The sequence below is a fragment of the Streptomyces sp. NPDC087270 genome (genome assembly GCF_044744625.1).
GTDB lineage: Bacteria > Actinomycetota > Actinomycetes > Streptomycetales > Streptomycetaceae > Actinacidiphila.
Map to the genome: position 1 here is coordinate 289,510 of NZ_JBIUYR010000002.1, position 22,152 is coordinate 311,661.

Below are 22,152 nucleotides of genomic sequence, written 5' to 3' on the forward strand. Positions count from 1 at the left end.
CGAACACGCCGCCACCGGCTACGACTTCCGGGTCAGGCCGCGGTCCAGAAGGGTCATCGCGAGGACCGCGGCGCCCGCGCCGATGAGGATGATCGCCGCCGCGTGCAGCCCGGAGTCGGTGGCGCCGTGCTTGAAGGCGAGCCCGGTGACGGTGGCGGAGACGATGGAGCCGAGGTAGCCGAAGGTGCGGAAGAGCCCGGAGGCGGTACCGATCTGCTCGGGCGGCGACTGCGTGTAGAGCGCGGTCTGGTTGCTGACGGTGGCGGTGCCGACGCACAGGCCGAAGACGAGGGTGACGGCCACGACCAGGACGACCGGGCTGTGCGCGGTCAGCGCGAGGATGCCCAGCGAGCCGGCCAGCATGGCGACCGCGGCGGTGACCAGCGGCCCGCGGACGAGGTTGCGCCGGGACAGCGGGCGCGAGACGAGCGCGGACAGCGCGCCCATCGGCAGGAGCAGCAGCCCCGCCTCCTCGGTGGACAGCCCCCGGCCGGCCTCCAGCCACTGGGTGAGCCCGTACATCACGGTGTAGGTGCCCAGCAAGGTGAGTGAGGTGCGCAGGTAGGTCCGGGTGAGGGCCGCGTTGGCACCGAGGCCGCGGATGTCGAAGAAGGGGGTGGGGGTGCGCAGTTCCCACCACACGAGCGGCCCCAGCAGCAGTACGGCGACGGCGAGCGCGATCCAGTCGAGGTCCGGCAGGTCCATCAGGAAGACCATCAGCGCGGTCATGAACCCGCCGAAGCCGACCATGCCGGGCAGGTCGATCCGGGCGGCGATCTGCCGCGCACCGCGGCGCGGCCCGGTGGCGGGCGGGTCGGCCGGCACCCAGCACAACGTCATCACGAACGCGACGGCGGTGACGGGCACGTTGATCAGGAACGCCCAGTGCCAGCCGAGCGCGCCGACCAGGACGCCGCCGAGCGGCGGTCCCACCGCTGTGGTGGCCATCCCGGCGATCGCGATCCCGCCGAGCACGGCGCCGGGCGGCTCGGCCAGACCCGCGGCGGCGGCCCGCCGCCGGATCAGCACCATCGCCGAGGGGAAGCCCGCGGACGTGCCGACGCCGATCAGCACCCGCGCCACGGTGAGCGTCGCCAGGTCGGTGGCGAAACCGCCGAGCACCCCGCCGAGCAGCACCAGCGTGATCCCCGCCAGGAACACCCGGCGCGGCCCGAACTCCTCCGCGAGCTTGCCCGCGGTGGGCTGGGCGATGGCGCAGGCCAGGTAGAGGCTGGAGACCAGGACCGCGGTGCTGCCGACGGACACGTGCAGCGCGGTGGAGATGGGTACGAGCGCGGTCGCGATGATCGAGCTGTTCACCGGGTTGAGCGCGGAGCCCACGTACAGCGGGGTCACGAAGCGCCAGGCGAAGGGGGCGGCGGCGTCCGTCCCCGCGGGCGCGGACGCTGCCTGCTTCCGTATTCGGAGCGTCATTCCGCCGGACCCTCCGGGCTCGCCACGTCCTTCGGGCTATCCGGTCCCTCCGGACCTACCAATCCCTTCGGCCCCTTCGGCTCGGTGTCGTCGAGTTCCGCCGCCGCGAGCCGCTCCAGCAGCGCGATCGTGCGCTCCAGGTCGGCGCGCTCCCCCGCCGGGACCAGCGCGTCCAGGGCCCGGGTGAGGAAGGACTCCCGCGAGGACTCCAACGTGTCCAGCAGGCGCGCGGCGGACGGCTCGGCGGTCACCAGCGTCTTGCGGCCGTCGGCCGGGTCCCGGTGGCCCCGCACCAGGCCGGCCGCCTTGAGTACGGCCAGGTTCTGGGCGATGGACTGCGGGCTCACGTGCTGGGTGGTGGCCAGCCAGGCCGCGGTGACCGGACCGTCGTGCACCACGCTGCCCAGCACCGCGAGCTGCGAGATCGACAGTCCGGTGCCGTGCAGCCCCGCCTCCACCCGCAGGCGCGAGCGGAGGCGGGTGATGGCCACGCTGAGCCGGTGGGCGACTGCCGGCGTGCTGTCGACCGCGGTGCCGCCGGCGGGCGTGGAGCCGGCCGGGGCGGTGCCGCCGGAAACCGGCACGGGGGTGCCGTTGGGGTCGTGTGGGCGCATGACCGCCACCGTAACAGTTCGACAAGCAACTTGTTGAATTTACTTGTCGAAATTACCGATCGCCGCCGAGCGCCCCCTCGCCGCGCCCCGCCGCGCCCGGCTCCGGGTGGCCCTGGACCCGCGTCGCCCCCGACGCCTCGGCACCGCTCACCGGCTCCACCAGCACCGTGCCGATCCGGTTCCGCCGCCCCGCCTGCGTCTCCGCGGTCAGCCGCAGCGCGACCGTACCGTCGGGTCCGACCGCCGACGCGTCCACCGGCAGCGGCACCACCGCGACCGCGCCCGGGATCGGCACCCGGCCCAGCGCCTTCGCCAGCAGGCCGCCGACCGTCTCCACGTCGTCGTCGTCGAGCGGCACGCCGTACAGCTCGCCGAGGTCGCCGATGTCCAGCCGCGCGGTGACCCGGAACCGGCCGCCGCCCAGCCGCTCCACCGGCGGCGTCTCCCGGTCGTACTCGTCGGTGATCTCCCCGACGATCTCCTCCAGGATGTCCTCGATCGTCACGATGCCGGCGGTGCCGCCGTACTCGTCGACCACGACCGCGACGTGGTTGCGCTGCTGCTGCATCTCGCGCAGCAGGTCCCCGGCGTTCTTGGTGTCGGGCACGAAGAACGCCGGCCGGATCAGCGAGGAGACCGGGTCGGACTCGGCGTCGCGGTTGATGTGCACCCTCCGCGCCAGGTCCTTGAGGTAGACGAAGCCGACCACGTCGTCCTCGCTCTCCCCGGTCACCGGAATCCGGGAGAAGCCGCTGCGCAGCGCCAGCGTCATCCCCTGACGGACCGTCTTGAACCGTTCGATCATCACGAGTTCGGTACGCGGCACCATCACCTCGCGCACGATCGTGTCGCCCAACTCGAAGACCGAGTGCACCATCCGGCGCTCCTCGTCCTCGATCAGCGACTCGGACTCGGCGAGGTCCACGGCCGCCCGCAGCTCCGCCTCGCTCGCGAACGGCCCGCGCTTGAAGCCCTTGCCGGGCGTGAGCGCGTTGCCCAGCAGGATCAGCAGCCCCGGCACCGGCCCCATCACCCGGGCCAGCGGCAGCAGGACGTACGACGCGGCGGTCGCGGTGTTCATCGGGTGCTGGCGGCCGATGGTGCGCGGCGAGACCCCGACCGCCACGTACGACACCAGCACCATCACGCCGATCGCGACGCACAGCACCTGCCAGGTGCGGTCGAAGTGCCGGTCGGCGACGACCGTGATCAGGACGGCCGCGGCCGTCTCGCAGGCGACGCGCACCAGCAGCGCCACGTTCAGGTAGCGGGTGGGGTCGGAGGCGACCGCGACGAGGTTCGCGGCCCCGCGCCGGCCGGAGCGCAGCGCGTCCTGGGCGCGGAACCGGGAGACCCGGGCGAGCCCGGCCTCGGCGCACGCCGCGAGCCAGGCGACGATGACGAGCAGTACGGCGAAGACGACCATGAGGGTGCAGTCGCCGCCGTCAGCGGGTGGTGGGCGCGGGCGAGGGGCCCTCGACACCGCGCTCGGCCCGCCAGCCGTCCAGGATCGCCTTCTGCAGGCCGAACATCTCGGCCTTCTCCTCGGGCTCCTCGTGGTCGTACCCCAGCAGATGGAGCACGCCGTGCACGGTGAGCAACTGAAGCTCCTCGTCCATGGAGTGCTTAGTCGGCGCCTCCTCGCCCTGCTTCTTCGCCACCTCCGGGCAGAGCACGATGTCCCCGAGCAGGCCCTGCTCGGGTTCGTCGTCCTCCTTGCCCGGCCGCAGTTCGTCCATCGGGAAGGACATGACATCGGTGGGGCCGGGGAGGTTCATCCACTGGAGGTGGAGTTGCTCCATCGCGGCGGCGTCCACCACGATCACCGACAGTTCGGAGAGCGGGTGGATGCGCATCCGGTGCAGGGCGTAACGGGCGGCGTCCAGGACCGCCTCGTCGTCGATATCCCAGCCGGACTCGTTGTTGACGTCGATCGCCATGATGGTGGAGTGGTTACTTTCTCTTCGGCCCGGAGCCGCCGCGCCCGCGCCCGGCGTCCTGGCCGCGCGCGGACTCTTCCTCGGCCTGGGCGTTGTCGTAGCGCTCGTAGGCGTCCACGATGCGCCCGACCAGCTTATGGCGGACCACGTCGGTGCTGGTGAGCCGGGAGAAGTGCACGTCGTCCACGTCGAAGAGGATGTCCTGCACCTGGCGCAGCCCGCTCTTGGTGCCGCCGGGCAGGTCGATCTGCGTGATGTCGCCGGTGATGACGATCTTCGAGTCGAAGCCGAGCCGGGTCAGGAACATCTTCATCTGCTCGGCGCTGGTGTTCTGCGCCTCGTCCAGGATGATGAACGCGTCATTCAGGGTTCGGCCGCGCATGTAGGCCAGCGGGGCGACCTCGATGGTGCCGGCGGCCATCAGGCGGGGGATGGTGTCGGGGTCCAGCATGTCGTGCAGCGCGTCGTAGAGCGGGCGCAGGTACGGGTCGATCTTCTCGTACAGGGTGCCGGGCAGGAAGCCCAGCCGCTCGCCGGCCTCGACCGCGGGGCGGGTCAGGATGATCCGGTTGACCTGCTTGGCCTGAAGGGCCTGCACGGCCTTCGCCATCGCCAGGTAGGTCTTGCCGGTGCCGGCCGGGCCGATGCCGAAGACGATCGTGTGCCGGTCGATCGCGTCGACGTAGCGCTTCTGGTTGACCGTCTTGGGGCGGATGGTGCGGCCGCGGCTGGAGAGGATGTTCTGGGTGAGGACCTGGGCGGGCGTCTCCGCCTCGCCGTCGGCCGACGTCCCGTTCGCCCGGAGCATCGCGATCGAGCGCTCGACGGCGTCCTCCGTCATGGGCTGGCCGGTGCGCAGCACCAGCATCATCTCGTCGAACAACCGCTGGACCAGGGCCACGTCGGCGGCGTCGCCGACCGCGCTGATCTCGTTGCCCCTGACGTGGATGTCGACGGCCGGGAACGCCTGCTCGATCACGCGGAGAAGAGCGTCACCAGAGCCCAGGACGGTCACCATGGGGTGCTTGGCCGGTACGACGAAGTGCGCGCGCGCCTGATGCGGCTGCTGCGGCTGCTGCTGGGTCGGTGTCTGAGTCATGGGCCGGCGCTAGGGCCTGCTCATCCCGCCTTCTGCTGGTCGATGGGCCCAGGGGGCCTTGGGGTACCAAGGGTACGACGCGGAACGCCGCAGGCAGAGGGGATTACCGCTCGCCGTTTCGGGCCGCGCTGCCGGGTGCGCCCCCCGGCGCGCCGCCGACCGCGCCGGGGACCGATCCGCTGACCGATCCGCTGACCGCGCCGCCGACCGCGCCGCCCGCCGGGCGGAAGCCGATCGTGGGGACGGCTCGGCGCAGCGGCCACGGGCGGGTGGCCGCCGGCAGCAGGTCCTCCAGGAAGCCGTACCGGCACACCGCCTCGCGGTGGTGCGGGGCCTGACCTGCGAACGCCTTGGCCTGCTCCCACCAGCCGGCGATCTCCATCCAGCCGGGCGCGGACAGCGACCCGCCGAACTCCTGCACGGACAGCGCCGCGCACAGCGAGGCGAACGCCAGCCGGTCGGCCAGCGGCCACTGCGCGAGGGTGCCGGTGACGAAGCCGGCCACGAAGACGTCCCCGGCGCCGGTCGGGTCCAGCGCCTCCACCGCCAGCGCGGGCACCTCCGCGGTCTGGCCGGTCGCGGAATCCACCGCGATGGCGCCCTGCGCACCGAGGGTGACCACCGCGAGCGGTACGAGTTCGGCCAGCCGGTGGGCGGCCTCGCGGGGGCCGTCGGCCCGCGTGTAGCGGACCGCCTCCTCGGCGTTCGGCAGGAACGCGGCGCAGTGCCGCAGCCCGGCGAGGTCGGCGGGGTCCCAGCGGCCGGTCTCGTCCCAGCCGACGTCGGCGAAGACCTTCGTGCCGGACGCGGCGGCCCCGGCGATCCAGTCGTACCGCTCCTCGCCCGCCTCCCGGGCGCCGAGCGAGGCGACCGCGGCGCGGGCCGGCGGCGGGCAGGTCGGCACGGCGTCCTCCGGAGGCGGTGCGCGGTGGCCGTGGCTGACCATGGTCCGCTCGCCCTCGTACGCCATCGACACGGTGACCGGGGAGTGCCAGCCGGGGACCCGCCGGGACGGCCCGAGGTCGATGCCCTCGCCCTCCCGCAGGCACTCCCAGCAGTAGTCGCCGTACATGTCGTCGCCGAAGGCCGCGGCGAGCGTCGTGCGCAGGCCGAGGCGGGCCAGCGCGGTGGCCATGTTCGCGATGCCGCCGGGGCTGGAGCCCATGCCGCGCGCCCAGGACTCCGTGCCTCGCACCGGGGCCCGGTCCAGTCCGGTGAAGATGATGTCCAGGAAGACGGTGCCCGTCAGGTACACGTCCGTCGCCGGGTCGCCCGGCGCACGCAGCCCTCCCAGCGGGTCGAGAACGGGATGATCGTCCATCCCCCCACTGTCGCACGGTGCCCCTGACCGACCGGGTTGCCACGTGCTGTCGGTTCAGGGACCACCTGCCGGTGGGGTTGCGCCACGGACGGGTCGTAAGGTCCGGGGAGGACATCGGCCAGGCAGACGGGACGGATACGGCGTGCGACTCACCATCCTCGGCGGGGGCGGCTTCCGGGTGCCCCTGGTGTTTCGGGCCCTGCAAGGGGACCCCACGGTCACGGAACTGGTGCTGCACGACACGGACCCGCTGCGCCTGCGGGTCATCGCGAAGGTGCTGGCCGAGCAGGGGGCGGCGGGTGCGGCTCCCGGACCGCGCGTGCGGGTCGAGACGGACCTGGACGCGGCGCTGCGCGGCACGGACTTCGTGTTCTCGGCGATCCGGGTCGGCGGCACGGGGGGCCGGGTGCGGGACGAGCAGGTCCCGCTGGCCGAGGGCGTGCTCGGCCAGGAGACCGTCGGCGCGGGCGGGGTGCTGTACGGACTGCGCACCGTCCCGGTCACCCTGCATCTCGCCGAGCGCGTCCGCGCGGTGGCCCCGTCCGCGTGGGTGATCAACTTCACCAACCCCGCGGGGATGGTGACGGAGGCGATGGCCCGGGTACTGGGCCCGCGCGTGATCGGCATCTGCGACTCGCCGGTGGGGTTGGTCCGGCGGGCCGCGCGGGCGGCGGGCGCGGACCCGGACGCGCCGGGCTTCTCGTACGACTACGTCGGCCTCAACCACCTCGGCTGGCTGCGCGGACTCGCCCTGGACGGACGGGAGTTGCTGCCGGGGTTGCTCGCGGACCCGGCGGCGCTCGGCTCGTTCGAGGAGGGGCGGCTGTTCGGCGCGGAGTGGCTGTCGGCGCTGGGTTCGCTGCCCAACGAGTACCTGCACTACTACTACTTCGAGCGGGAGGCGCTGGCGGCGGTGCGGTCGGCGGACGCGACCCGGGGGGAGTTCCTGCACGCGCGGCAGTCGGAGTTCTTCGCGGCGGCGGACCGAGCGGGCGGTACGGAGGCGGGCTCCGCGGGCGCGGCCGGCGGCGGGCCGTCGGCGTACGAGCTGTGGGAGCGTGCCCGGTTGGAGCGCGAGGAGACCTACATGGCCGAGAACCGCGCGGCCACCGGCGGCTGGCAGCGCGACCCGCACGACCTGGACGGCGGCGGCTACGACAAGGTGGCGCTCGCCCTGATGCGGGCCATCGCGCGGGACGAGCGCACCGTGCTGATCCTCAACGTGCCCGGCGGCGGGGTGGTTTCGGCGCTGGACCCGGACGCGGTGGTGGAAGTGCCGTGCGAGGTGGGCGCGTTCGGGGCACGTCCGCTGCCGGTGGCGGCGCCCGACGAGCACCAGGCCGGGCTGATGCTGGCGCTGAAGTCGGTGGAGCGGGCGGCGATCGAGGCGGCGACCACCGGTTCGCGGGCGGCGGCGCTGCGCGCGCTGGTACGGCATCCGCTGGTCGACTCCGCGGCGGCGGCGAGCCGTATCCTCACCGCGGCGAACTGGTGACAACCGGCGGAACCCGGCCCGCGCGGCTCTGAACTGCGGGTTAACGCAAAGGAAACCACGGATGAACCCGTGTTGCGCCGCCACGCGCGTAGATGGGCCTTGACCTGCTCGGATGCCGGGGTCTACATTCCGCCGCACCACCAAGCTTTGAAGGAGCACCGCCATGCCCCGTGCCCGTCTGTCCCTGCGTACCCGCGCGCTGGCCGTCACCGCCGCCGCGGTGACGCTGGGCGCCACGTTCTACGGCGTCGGCGTCGCGACCGCGGACAACTCCGCACCGCGCAGCGACAAGCAGATCCCCAATCTCACCAACGTCGTCGACGAGATCAAGGCGTACTACGGCGACACCGTCGACGCGTCGGGCGAGCACCAGGCGTCCCCGACCAGCAACTACGCACATCAGGTCGCCGGGATCGAGGCGAAGGCGAAGTCCTGGCTGGCGCAGGCGGCCACCGCCGGCCACGGCCACGGCGGCGGGAAGGGCCACGGCAAGAGCGGCAAGCCCGCGATCGTGCTCGACGTCGACGACACCAGCCTGCTGACGTACAACTACGAGCTGGAGGTGGGCTTCAACTACACCCCGGCGAGCAACCAGACGTACCTGGACACCAAGAACATGCCGCCGGTCTTCGGCATCGACACCCTCGTCAACTGGGCCGCCTCGAAGGGCATCACGGTCTTCTGGATCACCGGCCGCCCGGAGGCTCAGCGCGCCGACACGGTGCGGAACCTGACCGCGGAGGGCTTCAAGGCGCCGGCCGACACCTCGCACCTGTACCTGAAGAACGCGGCCACCCCGCCGTCGTACCTGCCGTGCGGCGCGACCTGCACGACCATCGAGTACAAGTCCGGCACCCGGGCGCACATCGAGTCGCTGGGCTACGACATCGTCGGCAACTTCGGCGACCAGTACAGCGACCTGGAGGGCGGGCACGCGGACAAGTCGTTCAAGCTGCCGAACCCGATGTACTACCTGCCGTAGGGCGTGCGGCCGCCGTGGGTGTGAAGCTGTGCCGTGCGGCGGCAAGGTCCCCTTCAGGGACGGCGTTTGGGCACCGGGACGCGCATCAGGTCGTGGGCGACGGTGAGTTCGCCGGCGAAGCCCGCCGCGCGGGCCTGGTGCCCGAAGTCGTCCGGGTCGGGGTAGCGCTGCGAGAAGTGGGTGAGCACCAGGTGCCGTACACCCGCTTCCGCGGCCACCCGGCCCGCCTGTCCCGCGGTGAGATGGCCGTACTCCTCGGCGATCCCGGCGTCCTGGTCGAGGAAGGTGGACTCGATCACCAACATGTCGCATCCCGCGGCGAGTTCGGGCACCGCCGGGCACATCCGGGTGTCCATCACGAACGCGAACGACTGGCCCGGCCGCGGCTCGCTGACCTGATCCAGCGTCACCCCGCGCAGCTCGCCGTCGCGTTGCAGCCGGCTGATGTCCGGCCCGGCGATGCCGTGTGCGGCCAGCCGCTCCGGCAGTATCCGCCGCCCGTCGGGCTCGTCCAGCCGGTAGCCGTACGCCTCCACCGGATGCGACAACCGCCGTGCCGACAGCGTGAGTTCGCCGGTGACCGCGATCGGGCCGTCCTCGTCGAGCGGCCGCTCGCGCAGCTCCGCGGTCTCGCGGTACGCGGTGGCGTACCGCAGCCGCTCGAAGTACCGCTGCCCGCTCGCCGGGTAGTGCGCGGTGATCGGGTGCGGCACCCGGTCCAGGTTGATCCGCTGCACCACCCCGACCAGGCCCAGGCTGTGGTCGCCGTGGAAGTGCGTGACGCAGATCCGGGTCAGGTCGTGCGCGGCCAGCCCGGCGTGCACCATCTGCCGCTGGGTGCCGTCGCCGGGGTCGAAGAGGATGCCCTCGGTGTCCCAGCGCAGCACGTAGCCGTTGTGGTTGCGCTGCCGGGTCGGCACCTGGCTGGCGGTGCCGAGCACGACGAGTTCGCGGGGTGACATGGCGCTGGGGTCCGTACGGTCGCGGGTCGGGCCGGGCCGGGTGTCCGGGTCGGGTCCGGGGGTTCGGGTCGGGTCCGGGGGTTCGGGTCGGGTCCGGGTGTCCGGGTCGGGTCCGGGCGTCCGGGTCGGGTCCGGGGGTTCGGGGCGTCCGGTGCCCGGCTCAGACCAGCCGCTGGAGGTCGCGGCCGCCCAGCACGTGGGCGTGCGCGTGGAAGACGGTCTGGCCCGCGCCCGGGCCGGTGTTGAACACGATCCGGTAGCCGGTGTCGACCACGTTCTCCCGCGCGGCCACCTCGCCGGCCTCCCGCAGCACGTCCGCGGCGGCGGCCGGGTCGCCCGCGGCCAGCTCGGCCGCGTCGGCGTAGTGCACCCGCGGGATCACCAGCACATGGGTGGGCGCCTGCGGGTTGATGTCCCGGAACGCGATGGTGGTCTCCGTCTCCCGCACCACCGTCGCCGGGATGTCCCCGGCCACGATCTTGCAGAACAGGCAGTCCGGCTGTGCTTCTCCCGCCACGGCGGCACCCCTTGCTCTTCCGCTCGTCCGTCCGCGGCCGGCGCCGTCCGCCGACCCGCACCCGGCATCGTATCGGCCCGCCCGTCGTCCTCCTCGCGGTACGGCCCCCCTTGCGTGTTCCGGTGCGGCGCCCGCCGGGCACATCACGGGAGTGAGGAACGAACGCGCGCCCCGGGCGGGCAGGTTACGTGACCGGTCGATCTCCGTGGGCTGCCTGCTCGCGATGCTGATGCTGGTCGGAGCCATCGTGGCGGGGCTCGGCGCGATCGCCTACTACGCGCTGCCGTCGTGCCACACCGACTGCCGCCCGAGCACGGGGGGCGGCGGTGGCGGCGGCGGAGGCGGGTGAGGCAGCGGAGGTGGGTGGGCCGGCGGAGGCGGGTGAGCCGGCCTACCGGCCTTCCGGCCCACGCCCGCAGGCGTCCGCGCGGGCCGCGGCCCTTAAGGGCGGACGTCCACCGTGTGGGGGATGGCCGCCGTGAACAGGGCGGGGCATCGTGGGGGGATGGGACGCATCCGGAGGAACTGGGGTGTCGGGGTGGCGGGAGCCGCCATGGTGATGGCCACGGTCGCGGCGTGCGATCCCGTGGACGGGCTGAGCAGCTCCAACGTGTCGGTGAGCACTGACCAGTTGGCCACCAAGGCGCTGAAGCAGGAACACGTCCAGGTGCAGTGGCTGTCGTGCAGCGCGACCGAGGACAGGAAGGACCCGAAGGTCGACTGCGTGGGCCGCACGAACGACCAGCGGAAGATCTCGGTGAAGGGCGACGTGACCCGGCAGTCGAACCTCAAGTGCGTCCAGGGCCATCTGACCGCGTTGGTGGAGGGCCGCACCGTTTTCGACGTGCACGGGCTCGGCGCGTGCTGACCGGCCGCGCTCCGCGCGGCGGCCCCGGTTCGTACCGAGGGGCACTGCTCAGCGCAGTTGATCGTGGTTAGGCTGGCTTCGTGACGCAGTCCTCGCTCTCCGCGCGCCCTTCGGGCCCTGTTCACCCCGCATCTCACCCCTCGTACCTGAGGCACCCGCACCCGCACGGTGACCTGGTCGTCTTCACCGCCGAGGACGACGTGTGGGTCGCCCCGCTCGACGGCGGCCGGGCCTGGCGGGTCAGCGCGGACAACATGCCGGTCCGGCGGCCGCGGATCTCCCCCGACGGCACGTCGGTGGCCTGGTCCTCCACCCGCGACGGCGCCCCCGAAGTCCACGTGGCGGACCTGGCCGGGGGCCCCTCGCGGCGGCTCACCTACTGGGGCAACGCCCAGACCGGCGTGCGGACATGGACGCCGGACGGCGAGCTGGTGGTGGTGACCACGGCCGGCCAGGCGTCGATCCGCCGTACCTGGGCGCACCGGCTGCCGCTGGACAGCGGCCCCGCGCGGAAGTTGCCGCTCGGCCCGCTCGGCGACCTCGCGTACGGACCGGACGGCGCCCTGCTGCTCCAGTCGGTGACGATGGGGCGCGAGGCCGCGTACTGGAAGGGCTACCGGGGCGGCACCGCGGGCAAGTTGTGGCTCGACCCCACCGGCGAGGGGGAGTTCGCCCGGCTGCACGAAGACATCGACGGCAACCTCGAGTACCCGATGTGGGTCGGCGACCGGATCGCGTTCCTCTCCGACCACGAGGGCCAGGGCGCGCTCTACTCCAGCCGGCCCGACGGCGCCGACCTGCGCCGCCACACCCCGCTCGGCGGGTTCTACGCCCGGCAGGCAGGCACCGACGGCACCCGGGTGGTGTACACCGTCGGCGGCACCCTGTACGTGCTGGACAGCCTCGGCGAGGACGTACAGCCGCGCCCGCTGGAGATCGAACTCGGTGGCCAGCGGGTGGACTTGCAGCCCTACCCGCTGCGCCCTGCCGCGTATCTGGGCGACGCCCGGCCGGACCACACCGGCCGGGGCAGCGCGGTGGAGGTGCGCGGCACCACGCACTGGGTCACCCACCGGGGCGGCCCGGCCCGGGTCCTGGCCGCGCAGCCGGGCGTACGCACCCGGCACCCGCGGGTGTTCTCGCAGGGCGACGACCAGTACGTGGTGTGGGTGACCGACGCCGACGGCGACGACGCGCTGGAGATCTCCCCGGCCACCGGACTGCCGGCCGGCACCGCGCCGCGCCGGCTCGCGGCCGGGCGGCTCGGCCGGGTGCACGAGCTGGAGGTGTCGCCGGACGGCCACCGGATCGCGGTCGCCTCGCACGACGGGCGGGTGCTGCTGGTCGACACGCAGACCGGCGAGGTCCGCGAGGTGCCGACGACCGACACGGCCACGGCGGAGGGCGACGACGAACCCGCACCGGCTCCCGCACCGGCCGGAAACGCCGGAGACGTCAGCGACCTGGCCTTCTCCCCCGACTCCGGCTGGCTGGCCTGGTCCCAGCCCGGGCCGGGCTCGCTGCGGCAGATCAAGCTCGCCGCCACCGCGGACCTGACCCTGGTGGACGCCACCCCGCTGCGCTTCATCGACTTCGCGCCCGCGTTCACCGCCGACGGCCGGCACCTCGCCCTCCTGTCCCAGCGGGCCTTCGACCCGGTCTACGACGCCCACGTGTTCGACCTCTCCTTCCCCAACGCCTGCCGCCCGTACCTGATCACGCTCGCCGCCACCACGCCCTCACCGTTCGGCCCGCAGCGGCACGGCCGCCCGTACGACGACGACGGGGACGAGAACGGCGAGCACGGCGACGGCGGCGGCACGGGTACAGGCACGGGTACGGGTCTGGGGCTGGCCGCGGGCGAGGACACCGGGGCGGGCGTGAGCGCCGGCACCGGCGCGGACGACGGCTCGGACAGCGGTTCCGGCGAGGAGTCCGACGACGCCTCCGACGGTGACTCCGGCAACGGCTCCGACAGTGGTTCCGGCAGCGACAACGGCGGTTCCGACAGCGGTGGTTCGGGGCGGCGCGGCCGCCGGGACCGGCCCCGTCCCACCAAGGTCGACGCGGAGGGCATCGCCGACCGGATCGTGCCCTTCCCCGTCGAGGCCGGCCACTACTCGGGGTTGGAAGCCGCCAAGGGCGGGGTGCTGTGGCTGCGGCACCCGCTCGTCGGCAGCCTCGGCGCGTCTCTGGCCACGCCCGAGGCCGAGCCGCCGGAGACCGTCCTGGAGCGTTACGACCTGCGGCAGTTGAAGGTCGAGGAGATCGCCTCCGACGCCGACGGTTTCGCGGTCTCCGGCGACGGCACGAAGGTGCTCGTCACCAGCGGGGCGCGGCTGCGGATCGGGCCGGCGGACAGCAAGTCCGATGACGACTCGGACAGTTCGACGAGCATCGACCTGGCCCGGGTGCGCGCCACCGTCCAACCCGCCGACGAGTGGCGGCAGATGTTCGACGAGACGCACCGCCTCGCCCGCGACCACTTCTGGCGGGCCGACATGGGCGGCCTCGACTGGGACGCGATCGGCGAGCGGTACCGCGAGCTGCTGGACCGCATCGCCACCCACGACGACCTCGTGGACCTGCTGTGGGAACTCCACGGCGAGCTGCGGACCTCGCACGCGTACGTCTCACCCCCCGGCGGCTCCGGTGACCCGCGCCGCCGCCAGGGCCTGCTCGGTGCGGACATCTCCCGTGCGGAGGACGGCAGTTGGCGGGTGGACCGGGTGCTGTCCGGCGAGTCCTCCGACCCCCGGGCGCGCTCGCCGCTGGCCGCACCCGGGGTGGCGGTCCGCGCCGGGGACACCCTCGTCGCGGTGGACGGGCTGCCGGTCGACCCGCTGACCGGCCCCGCGCCGCTGCTGGTGGGCACCGCGGGCAAGCCGGTCGAGCTGACGGTCACACCGGCGGCGGGCGGCCCGGTCCGGCACGTGGTCGCGGTGCCGCTCGCCGACGAGGAGGCGCTGCGCTACCACGACTGGGTCGCCGACCGGCGCGCCTACGTCCACCGGGCGTCCGGCGGCCGGCTCGGCTACCTGCACGTGCCCGACATGGTCAGCAACGGCTGGGCCGAACTCCATCGCGACCTGAGGGTCGAGGTGGCCCGCGAGGGGCTGGTGGTCGACGTCCGCGAGAACCGCGGCGGGCACACCTCGCAGCTCGTGGTGGAGAAGCTGGCCCGCCGGGTCATCGGCTGGGACCTGCCGCGGTACGGCCACCCCTTCAGCTACCCGCAGGACGCTCCCCGCGGGCCCGTGGTGGCGGTGGCCAACGAGTTCTCCGGGTCGGACGGTGACATCGTCAACGCGGCGATCCGCACGCTCGGGATCGGCCCGGTGGTCGGCACCCGCACCTGGGGCGGTGTGATCGGCATCGACAGCCGCTACCAGCTGGTCGACGGGACCTCGGTGACCCAGCCGAAGTACGCGCTCTGGTTCGAGGGGTTCGGGTGGTCCGTGGAGAATCACGGGGTCGAGCCGGATGTCGAGGTGGTCGTCACCCCGCAGGATTACGCCGCCGGGCGCGATCCCCAGCTCGACCGTGCCATCGGGATGGCCCTGGAGGCGTTGGCGGCGAACCCGGCGAAGTCGGCGCCGCCCCTTCCGGGGTAGGCGGGACCCTCCCGGGTGCCCCTGTCCGCGGTTCTCGGGACCTTGCGGCGGGGGCGCCGCGGGACCCTCCCGGGTGCCCCTGTCCGCGGTTCTCGGGACCTTCCCCGAGTGGGGGGCTGGTCGCGCAGCTCCCCGCGCCCCTGGGTATGTGCGGCCCGCCGCGCATCCGCGGGGGTGGGGTGGAACACCCGAACTGATGAAGTTTCAGCCGCCGCCCGCGGCAATCTCCCGGTGTCCGTGTTGCCGTCGGCCGGCGAAGGGTCATGCATCTTCGGAAGGCCCGCACCGCCCACCACCGAGAGGTGACCGCCCATGCGCCGACGCAGCCGCAAGCTCCTCGCCCGTACCGCGTCCCTGCTGGCCGCGGGGCTGGTGGTGGCGGGCACTCCCGCCGCCGCGCACGCCGCCACGCCGTCCGCCGTGCCCGCCGTACCCACCGGGCGGATCGGCCTGCCCGGTACCGCGCCCCCGTGGGCGACCGCGCAGGCCGACCAGGGCCAGGCGCCGACCGGCACGACCGTGACCGCGCACGTGTACCTCGCCGGCCGGGACCACGCCGGGCTGGAGGCGGCGGCCCGTTCGGTCTCCGACCCGGCCTCGGCGGAGTACGGCCGGTACCTCACCCCGGCGCAGGTACAGGCGCGGTACGGCGCCACGCCTGGCCGGCAGGCGGCCGTACGCGACTGGCTGACCGGCGCCGGCTTCCGGGTGACAGCCGCGGACGCGCACCAGCTGACCGTGCAGGGCAGCCCGAAGGCCGTCAGCGCCGCGTTCGGCACGACCCTGCACCGGTACCGCAAGGGCGGCCACGTCTACACCGCGCCGGTCACCGCCGCCTCGGTCCCGGCGGACATGGCCGACGCGGTGCTGACGGTGACCGGCCTGGAGGACACCCCGCACCTGGCGACGCCCAAGGCCGTATCGGCGGCCTCGCCGGGCGATCAACTCCCCGGTCCCACCGCCGCCTTCGTCAACGCGCCGCCGTTCTCGACCAGTTGGGGCGACCACCCGGCAGCCGGCGTCCCGCAGGCGTACGGCGCCGTCCCGCCGTACGCCGTCCAGGGCTACACCGGGCGGCAGTTGCGGAGTGCGTACGGCGTGACCGGCTCGGGCCTTTCCGGGCGCGGCGTGACCGTGGCGGTGGTGGACGCCTACCACTCCCCGACGCTGACCGCGGACGCCGAGACGTACGCCCGGCGCAACGGCGACGCGCCTTACCGCGCCGGCCAGTTGACCACCGTGGACGCCTCGGCTTGGACCGACACCGACCAGTGCGGCGCGGACGGCTGGTACGGCGAGCAGTCGCTCGACGTGGAGGCGGCGCACGCGATGGCGCAGGACGCCGGGATCACGTACGTCGGCGCCGCCTCGTGCGACGACCCCGACCTGCTGGCGGCCCTGAACACCGTCGTGGACCACCATCTCGCGGACATCGTCAGCGACTCGTGGGGCGAGCCGGAGAGCGCCGCGGACCCGGCGCTCGACCCGGCCTACGACCAGACGTTCGCCACCGGCGCGCTGGAGGGCATCGGCTTCTACTTCTCCAGCGGCGACGACGGCGACGACAAGGCGTCGACCGGCACCAAGCAGAGCGAGACGCCCGCGTCGCGGCCGTGGGTGACCGCGGTCGGCGGGACGTCGCTCGCGGTGGGCGCGGACGACGGCTACCGGTGGGAGACCGGCTGGGGCACCGACAACTCGCGGCTGAACGCCACCGGGACCGCGTGGTCCTCGCTGCCGGGCACCTTCGACGACGGCGCGGGCGGCGGGGCGAGCACGCGGGCAGCCCAGCCGTGGTACCAGCGCGGCGTGGTACCGGCCGCCCTCGCGCGGCAGGGCGGCGGGCGGGCGATGCGGACCGTCCCGGACATCGCGGCGGTCGCCGACCCCACCACCGGCTTCCTCATCGGCCAGACCCAGAGCTTTCCCGACGGCACCGTGAAGTACAGCGAGTTCAGGATCGGCGGCACCAGCCTGGCCGCGCCGGTGATCGCCGGCATCCAGGCACTCGCCCAGCAGGCGCAGGGCTTCCCGATCGGCTTCGCCAACCCCCGCCTCTACGACCAGCGGCACGCCGCCGACTTCCACGACGTCACCGACCACCCGCTCGGCGCCGACCGGCAGTTGGCTGCCGTACGGGTCGACTACCGCAACGGCGTGGACGATTCGGCGGGCACCTCCACCACGCTCCAGACCCTCGGCCACGACTCCTCGCTGGCCGCGGTCCCCGGCTACGACGAGGTGACGGGCGTCGGCTCGCCCGCCCCGGCCTATCTGCGCTCCTTCCGGCTCCTGCCCGTCAGGCGGTAGTCAGCCCCGGAGACGGACCACACCGAAGGGGGACCGCCCCCGAACAGGGACCGCCCGCGAGCAGGGAACGGGTGGGCGTGGCACCGCGTCGGTGCGGCCGGGAACGGGTAGGTTTCCGGCCGACCACCCGCTTTCACGGTGCTTTCCGGAGGTTTGCGTGGAACCGCTCGACGAACGACAGCGCGAGGCACAGGAGTTGATCGCCCGTGCGCGGCGCGAGCTGGCCGGCGCCGCCGCGCACAACGCGTTCGTGGAGCTGGTGGAGTCCGGCGCCGCGCCCCGGGAGCGGCTGGTCCGCCTGGTGGCGGAGGAGTCGTTGATCGTGCGCAGCGACCGGCGCAGCTTCGCCCTGGCGGCGTCGCGGTTCGGCGGCGACGATGCCGCGGCCGAGCTGTTCCTCGGCCTGGCGCAGGGCGAGACGCGGGCGTTGGAGCTGCTGGCGCGGCTGGGGTCGGCGCTAGATCCGGCGGGGCCGCCGGCCGGTGCGGCCGGGTGGCGGCCGTCGCCCGCCGCGCAGGGCTATCCGCACTATCTGGGCTGGCTGGTCGGGTCGGGCACGCGCAGCGAGCTGGCGCTGGCGCTGCTGGTCAACTTCGGCTTCTGGGGCGGTTATTGCGCGCGTCTGGCGGAGGCCGTGCCGCCGCGCTACGACCTGACCGCCGGCGACGTGGAGTTCTTCGCGTTCTTCTCGACCCTGCCGCCCGGCTTCGAGACCCAGGCGACCCGGCTGCTCCAGGCCGGCCTGGACGCGGGAGAGGACCCCTCGGCCGCAGTGGAGGCGGCGCGGCTGATGCAGGCGTACGAGGCCGCGTTCTGGCAGTCGCTGGCCTGATGAGGCCATACCCCCACGTACCGGTGACGCGACTGTGGCGCTATCGGGACATTTTTCCCGCGGAGGTCGGGCAACAATCGAGTTGACCATGGTTCCGACGGGGAGACCTCGGGGCCGTTGAGCAAGACGAGGAGCACGAGTTGATGCGTACCACCCGGAAGATTGCCGTCACCCTCGCCGTCGCCGCACTGGTGGGGGCCGCCGGTGCGGGAGTCGCGCAGGCGTCGCCGGCCAAGGGCAAGAGCCCCGCCCCCTCCGCCTGCCGTCCGGCCAACCACCTCGCGAAGATCACCCAGACGGCCAACTCCGCGGGGCACCGGCACTACCGCGTCACCCTGACCGCACCTCGCGGCTACGAGTCCTGCACGCTGGCCGGCTCGCCCACCGGCGTGCACTTCACGAACCACGACAAGAGCGTCAAGCTCACCACGAAGCGCTACGGCAGCCAGCACACCAAGGTGACCTTCGGCCCGGGCCACCCGGTGCACTTCGACATCCAGGTGCCCAACAACGCGCACGGCCTCGCCGCGAACGCGGCGTCGTTCACGCTCCAGGCCCCCGGCGGCGAGATCCCCGGCACCTCCTTCGCCGACGGCAAGCTCACGGTCGCCAAGGGCACCCTGGTCGGCCCGGTCCAGCGCGGCGCCTGACCCGCGCCCGCCCCCACCACCGGGCACCGCACTCCACGCGGGCTCGCACGTACGTCGTGCGGGCCCGCGTTCCGCGTGCGACCGCCCTCGGACGACACCTGCTCAACCGGTCCACCGCGAAGGCGTCTTGGCTTCACTCCTTGAAACCAAACGGGCGGATGGCGCCAGCCGGTCAAGGGCTGGGCGCAATGATGGTTCAGACCTTGACCGCGCCCCGGTAGGCGAGTTCAATCACACCCGCACCATGGGCAGACGACCGGCCGTCATCGGCGACCGCGGGTCGGCCCCTTCGCGCACAGCGCTTCCGCACGCCTGCTGTCCCGCTCCCCCGCTCCCCCGCACTCCCGCTCCCCTGCTTTCCCGTTCTCCTGTTCTCCCGTTCGGCACGGAAAGAGTGCGTGGACGCGCACTCCTGGGAGCGCTCCACCCGCGGTCCGACCGCGGGGCCGGAGCGTTCCGCGCCGCCGTGACGACGCCCGGCCGCCGTAGGGCATGCGTCCATGTTCCGAAGTCGGCCACCGCGCCACGCACCACGCGCTCACCGCCCCCAGCTCCACGTCCGCACCTCCACGTCCGCACCTCCACTCCCCCACCGGACCCCGAACCCCGACCCCGAACCCCGACCGGAACACCCCCCTCGGCAGATGCTTGGAGGCATCGTGCACACGTTCCGCACATCGGTGAGACGGCGAACGCCGTATCTCGCCGCCCTGGCCCTGGTGGCCGGCGGCTCCGGCCTGCTCGGCGCCGTCTCCGCCCCCACCGCGCAGGCCGCCCCCACCGCGGCCGGCGCCTGCCCCTGGGTGCACTCCACCGCACCGATCCCCGACCGGGTCGCGCAGGTGCTGGCGCAGATGACGACCGCCCAGAAGGTGGCGCTGGCCACCGGCACCGGCGGCTCCAGCTACGTCGGGTTCACCCCGGCGATCCCCGCGCTGTGCATCCCGGCGATGACCCTGGAGGACGGCCCGGCCGGCGTCGCCGACGGCATGAACGACGTCACCCAACTGCCCGCACCGGTCAGCGTCGCGTCCACCTGGGACACCGCGGCCGAGCAGACGTACGGCCAGGTGATCGGCAGCGAGCAGGCCGCCAAGGGCACCACCGTCGACCTCGGCCCGACCATCAACATCGACCGCGACCCGCGCTGGGGCCGCGCCTTCGAGTCGATCGGCGAGGACCCGTACCTCAACGGCCAGTTGGGCGCCGCCGACATCAGGGGCGTGCAGTCCACGGGGGTGATGGCCCAGGTCAAGCACCTGGCCGTCTACAACCAGGAGACCAACCGCAACACCCCCTCGGACGACGCGGTGATCAGCGAGAAGGCGCTCCAGGAGATCTACCTGCCGGCCTTCCAGGACGCGGTGCAGCAGGGCGCGGCCTCCTCCGTGATGTGCTCCTACAGCACCATCAACGGAACCTACGCCTGCCAGAACCCCGACCTGCTGAACAGCACGCTGCGAGGCCAGTTCGGCTTCCAGGGCTTCGTGACCTCCGACTGGGGCGCCACCCACTCCACCGCCGCCTCGGCCAACTCCGGCCTGGACCAGGACATGCCGGGCAACGACGGCTACTACGGCACCGCGCTGAGCAACGCCGTCGGCTCCGGGGCGGTCAGCCAGGCCACCCTCGACACGATGGCCACCCGCATCCTCACCGAGATGTTCGCGTTCGGCCAGTTCGACAAGGCGCCGTCCGGCTCGCCGGGCGCGGTCGCCACCAGCACCGCGAACAAGACCGCGGCGACCCAGCTCTCCGCCGAGGGCACCGTCCTGCTGAAGAACAGCGGCGGCGTCCTGCCGTTCGGCTCGGGCACCTCCTCGATCGCGGTCATCGGCGCGGACGCCTCCACCAGCCCGCAGACCGCCGGCGGCGGCAGCGCGGCGGTCAACTCCAGCGGCACCGTCACCCCGTTGCAGGGCATCACCGCCCGGGCCGGCGGCGGCGTCAGCGTCAAGTACGACAGCGGCTCCGACACCGGCTCGGCCGCCTCGCTCGCCGCGGCCTCGTCGGTCGCGGTGGTCTTCGCCAGTGACTTCGAGTCCGAGGGCAGCGACCTGGGCGGCATCGACCTGCCGGCCTCGGAGAACAACCTGATCTCGGCGGTGGCCGCCGCCAACCCGAACACGGTGGTGGTGCTCAACACCGGCTCCGCCGTGACGATGCCCTGGCTGAACTCCGTGAAGGGCGTCATGGAGGCGTGGTACCCGGGCCAGAACGACGGCACCGCGATCGCCTCGCTGCTCTTCGGCGACACCAACCCCTCCGGCCACCTCCCGGTGACCTTCCCCACCTCGCTGTCCCAGGTCCCCGCGCACACCACCGCGCAGTGGCCCGGCACCGGCGGGCAGGTGCAGTACTCCGAGGGCGTCGACGTCGGCTACCGCTACTACGACGCCAACAACCTCACGCCGCTCTTCCCGTTCGGCTACGGCCTGTCGTACACCAGCTTCTCCTTCAGCGACCTGCACGTGGGCGCCCTGGCGGCGGGCGGCGCGGCCACCGTGACCGCGACCGTCACCAACACCGGCGCGCGGGCCGGCGCCGACGTCGCCCAGCTCTACGTCAGCCGGCCGGCCGGCAACGGCGAACCGCCCCGGCAGCTGGAGGGCTTCGCCCGGGTGGACCTCCAGCCCGGCGCCAGCCAGACCGTCAGCTTCCCCGTCAGCCAGCAGAACCTGCGCAGCTACGACGCCTCGTCCGGCGCCTGGACCACCGCGACCGGCTCCTACGGCATCTCGGTCGGCGACTCCGACGGCAACCTGCCGCTGACCGGCACCCTGGGCGTCACGTCGGCGCAGCTCGGCACGCCGCTGACCGTCACCGCGCCGGGCGCGCAGGAGGGCCTCACCGGCGCCGCGGTGTCCGTGCAGGTCGCCGCGCACGACACCACCGCCGGCCAGACCCCGTCCTTCACCGCCACCGGGCTGCCGGCGGGGACCGCGATCTCGTCCTCGGGCGCGATCACCGGTACCCCGACCAAGGCCGGCACCAGCACGGTGACCGTCACCGCCCACGACGGCGCGGGCGCGAGCGCCTCGACCACCTTCCTGTGGACGGTGGTGCCCGCGGACGCGGCGCTGGCCGGTCAGCTCGTCGGCTACCAGGGCCTGTGCCTGGACGTGAACGCCGCGAACTCCGCCGACGGCACGAAGGTCGACGTCTACACCTGCAACGGCACCGCCGCCCAGCAGTGGACGGTCGGCAGCGACAACACGGTGCGGGCGCTCGGCAAGTGCCTGGACATCACGTCGGCGGGCACCGCCAACGGCACGAAGGTGCAGCTCTACACCTGCAACGGGACCGGTGCGCAGGTCTGGCAGCCGCAGGCCGACGGGGCGCTGCTCAACCCGAGTTCGGGGAGGTGCCTGGACGACACCGACGAGTCCACCACTCCCGGGACCCAGGTGCAGATCTGGGACTGCACCGGCGCGGCCAACCAGGTCTGGAAGCAGGGCTAGGGTGCCCTGACCCCCCAGGGTGCCCCTGGACAACGGTCGAGGGGCACCCTGCC

At 73.3% G+C, this 22,152-nt stretch carries 17 protein-coding genes; 9 read left to right on the plus strand and 8 right to left on the minus strand.

Going from position 1 to position 22,152, the window contains the following annotated elements:
- Nucleotides 1–18 precede the first annotated feature (18 nt).
- The 6 genes from ACIPAE_RS04765 to ACIPAE_RS04790 form a co-directional block, all read right to left on the minus strand.
- A complete protein-coding gene (locus ACIPAE_RS04765) occupies nt 19–1,434 on the minus strand; it encodes an MFS transporter (RefSeq protein ID WP_402442910.1) in 1,416 nt (471 codons plus the stop codon).
- A complete protein-coding gene (locus ACIPAE_RS04770) occupies nt 1,431–2,048 on the minus strand; it encodes a MarR family winged helix-turn-helix transcriptional regulator (RefSeq protein WP_402442912.1) in 618 nt (205 codons plus the stop codon). The genes ACIPAE_RS04765 and ACIPAE_RS04770 overlap by 4 nt, the downstream gene beginning before the upstream one ends.
- Nucleotides 2,049–2,100: 52 nt before the next feature.
- Nucleotides 2,101–3,474, minus strand: a complete 1,374-nt coding sequence (locus ACIPAE_RS04775; protein WP_329369531.1) for a hemolysin family protein — start codon at nt 3,472–3,474, stop codon at nt 2,101–2,103.
- Between the two features lie 19 nt (nt 3,475–3,493).
- Nucleotides 3,494–3,988 (minus strand): rRNA maturation RNase YbeY, encoded by a 495-nt coding sequence (ybeY, locus tag ACIPAE_RS04780; protein ID WP_329369529.1) that lies wholly within the window; start codon nt 3,986–3,988, stop codon nt 3,494–3,496.
- Between the two features lie 13 nt (nt 3,989–4,001).
- Nucleotides 4,002–5,087 carry a PhoH family protein gene (locus tag ACIPAE_RS04785; RefSeq protein ID WP_329369527.1) on the minus strand — a complete coding sequence of 362 codons (1,086 nt, stop codon included), beginning with the start codon at nt 5,085–5,087 and terminating at the stop codon, nt 4,002–4,004.
- Nucleotides 5,088–5,190: 103 nt separating this feature from the next.
- A complete protein-coding gene (locus ACIPAE_RS04790) occupies nt 5,191–6,408 on the minus strand; it encodes a carbohydrate kinase family protein (RefSeq protein ID WP_402442915.1) in 1,218 nt (405 codons plus the stop codon).
- Between the two features lie 142 nt (nt 6,409–6,550).
- Between ACIPAE_RS04790 and ACIPAE_RS04795 the strand changes: the two genes are divergently transcribed.
- Nucleotides 6,551–7,903: a 6-phospho-beta-glucosidase gene (locus tag ACIPAE_RS04795; protein ID WP_402442917.1), complete on the plus strand. Its 1,353-nt coding sequence runs from the start codon at nt 6,551–6,553 to the stop codon at nt 7,901–7,903.
- A 163-nt stretch (nt 7,904–8,066) separates the two neighbouring features.
- On the plus strand, nt 8,067–8,885 hold the full coding sequence (locus ACIPAE_RS04800; protein ID WP_402442919.1) for an HAD family acid phosphatase: 819 nt from the start codon (nt 8,067–8,069) through the stop codon (nt 8,883–8,885).
- A 53-nt stretch (nt 8,886–8,938) separates the two neighbouring features.
- Here the strand turns inward: ACIPAE_RS04800 and ACIPAE_RS04805 are convergent, their stop codons facing one another.
- Together ACIPAE_RS04805 and ACIPAE_RS04810 are read right to left on the minus strand one after the other, a co-directional pair.
- Nucleotides 8,939–9,847 (minus strand): ribonuclease Z, encoded by a 909-nt coding sequence (locus ACIPAE_RS04805; protein ID WP_402442921.1) that lies wholly within the window; start codon nt 9,845–9,847, stop codon nt 8,939–8,941.
- 160 nt (nt 9,848–10,007) lie between these two features.
- The gene (locus ACIPAE_RS04810; RefSeq protein ID WP_329369521.1) at nt 10,008–10,364 is read right to left on the minus strand and encodes a histidine triad nucleotide-binding protein; all 357 of its coding nucleotides are present in this window, start codon (nt 10,362–10,364) and stop codon (nt 10,008–10,010) included.
- Nucleotides 10,365–10,515: 151 nt separating this feature from the next.
- On the opposite strand from ACIPAE_RS04810, the gene ACIPAE_RS04815 reads away from it, so the two are divergent.
- The 7 genes from ACIPAE_RS04815 (at nt 10,516) to ACIPAE_RS04845 (ending at nt 22,099) form a co-directional block, all read left to right on the plus strand.
- A complete protein-coding gene (locus ACIPAE_RS04815; RefSeq protein WP_402442923.1) occupies nt 10,516–10,713 on the plus strand; it encodes a hypothetical protein in 198 nt (65 codons plus the stop codon).
- Nucleotides 10,714–10,869: 156 nt separating this feature from the next.
- Nucleotides 10,870–11,232, plus strand: a complete 363-nt coding sequence (locus tag ACIPAE_RS04820; RefSeq protein WP_402442925.1) for a hypothetical protein — start codon at nt 10,870–10,872, stop codon at nt 11,230–11,232.
- 80 nt (nt 11,233–11,312) lie between these two features.
- Nucleotides 11,313–14,846: a S41 family peptidase gene (locus ACIPAE_RS04825; RefSeq protein ID WP_402442927.1), complete on the plus strand. Its 3,534-nt coding sequence runs from the start codon at nt 11,313–11,315 to the stop codon at nt 14,844–14,846.
- A 312-nt stretch (nt 14,847–15,158) separates the two neighbouring features.
- Nucleotides 15,159–17,156: a protease pro-enzyme activation domain-containing protein gene (locus ACIPAE_RS04830; protein ID WP_402442929.1), complete on the plus strand. Its 1,998-nt coding sequence runs from the start codon at nt 15,159–15,161 to the stop codon at nt 17,154–17,156.
- Between the two features lie 157 nt (nt 17,157–17,313).
- Nucleotides 17,314–17,988: a hypothetical protein gene (locus ACIPAE_RS04835; RefSeq protein WP_402442931.1), complete on the plus strand. Its 675-nt coding sequence runs from the start codon at nt 17,314–17,316 to the stop codon at nt 17,986–17,988.
- A 143-nt stretch (nt 17,989–18,131) separates the two neighbouring features.
- On the plus strand, nt 18,132–18,638 hold the full coding sequence (locus ACIPAE_RS04840) for a DUF4232 domain-containing protein (protein ID WP_402442933.1): 507 nt from the start codon (nt 18,132–18,134) through the stop codon (nt 18,636–18,638).
- A 680-nt stretch (nt 18,639–19,318) separates the two neighbouring features.
- Nucleotides 19,319–22,099: a glycoside hydrolase family 3 C-terminal domain-containing protein gene (locus ACIPAE_RS04845; protein WP_366412798.1), complete on the plus strand. Its 2,781-nt coding sequence runs from the start codon at nt 19,319–19,321 to the stop codon at nt 22,097–22,099.
- Nucleotides 22,100–22,152 lie beyond the last annotated feature (53 nt).

Bases quoted from the DNA above. Each gene is read 5' to 3' on its own strand.
- ACIPAE_RS04765 (WP_402442910.1), bottom strand. From the start codon at position 1,434: ATGACGCTCCGAATACGGAAGCAGGCAGCGTCCGCGCCCGCGGGGACG.
- ACIPAE_RS04770 (WP_402442912.1), bottom strand. From the start codon at position 2,048: ATGCGCCCACACGACCCCAACGGCACCCCCGTGCCGGTTTCCGGCGGC.
- ACIPAE_RS04775 (WP_329369531.1), bottom strand. From the start codon at position 3,474: ATGGTCGTCTTCGCCGTACTGCTCGTCATCGTCGCCTGGCTCGCGGCG.
- ybeY (WP_329369529.1), bottom strand. From the start codon at position 3,988: ATGGCGATCGACGTCAACAACGAGTCCGGCTGGGATATCGACGACGAG.
- ACIPAE_RS04785 (WP_329369527.1), bottom strand. From the start codon at position 5,087: ATGACTCAGACACCGACCCAGCAGCAGCCGCAGCAGCCGCATCAGGCG.
- ACIPAE_RS04790 (WP_402442915.1), bottom strand. From the start codon at position 6,408: ATGGACGATCATCCCGTTCTCGACCCGCTGGGAGGGCTGCGTGCGCCG.
- ACIPAE_RS04800 (WP_402442919.1), top strand. From the start codon at position 8,067: ATGCCCCGTGCCCGTCTGTCCCTGCGTACCCGCGCGCTGGCCGTCACC.
- ACIPAE_RS04805 (WP_402442921.1), bottom strand. From the start codon at position 9,847: ATGTCACCCCGCGAACTCGTCGTGCTCGGCACCGCCAGCCAGGTGCCG.
- ACIPAE_RS04820 (WP_402442925.1), top strand. From the start codon at position 10,870: ATGGGACGCATCCGGAGGAACTGGGGTGTCGGGGTGGCGGGAGCCGCC.
- ACIPAE_RS04830 (WP_402442929.1), top strand. From the start codon at position 15,159: ATGCGCCGACGCAGCCGCAAGCTCCTCGCCCGTACCGCGTCCCTGCTG.
- ACIPAE_RS04840 (WP_402442933.1), top strand. From the start codon at position 18,132: ATGCGTACCACCCGGAAGATTGCCGTCACCCTCGCCGTCGCCGCACTG.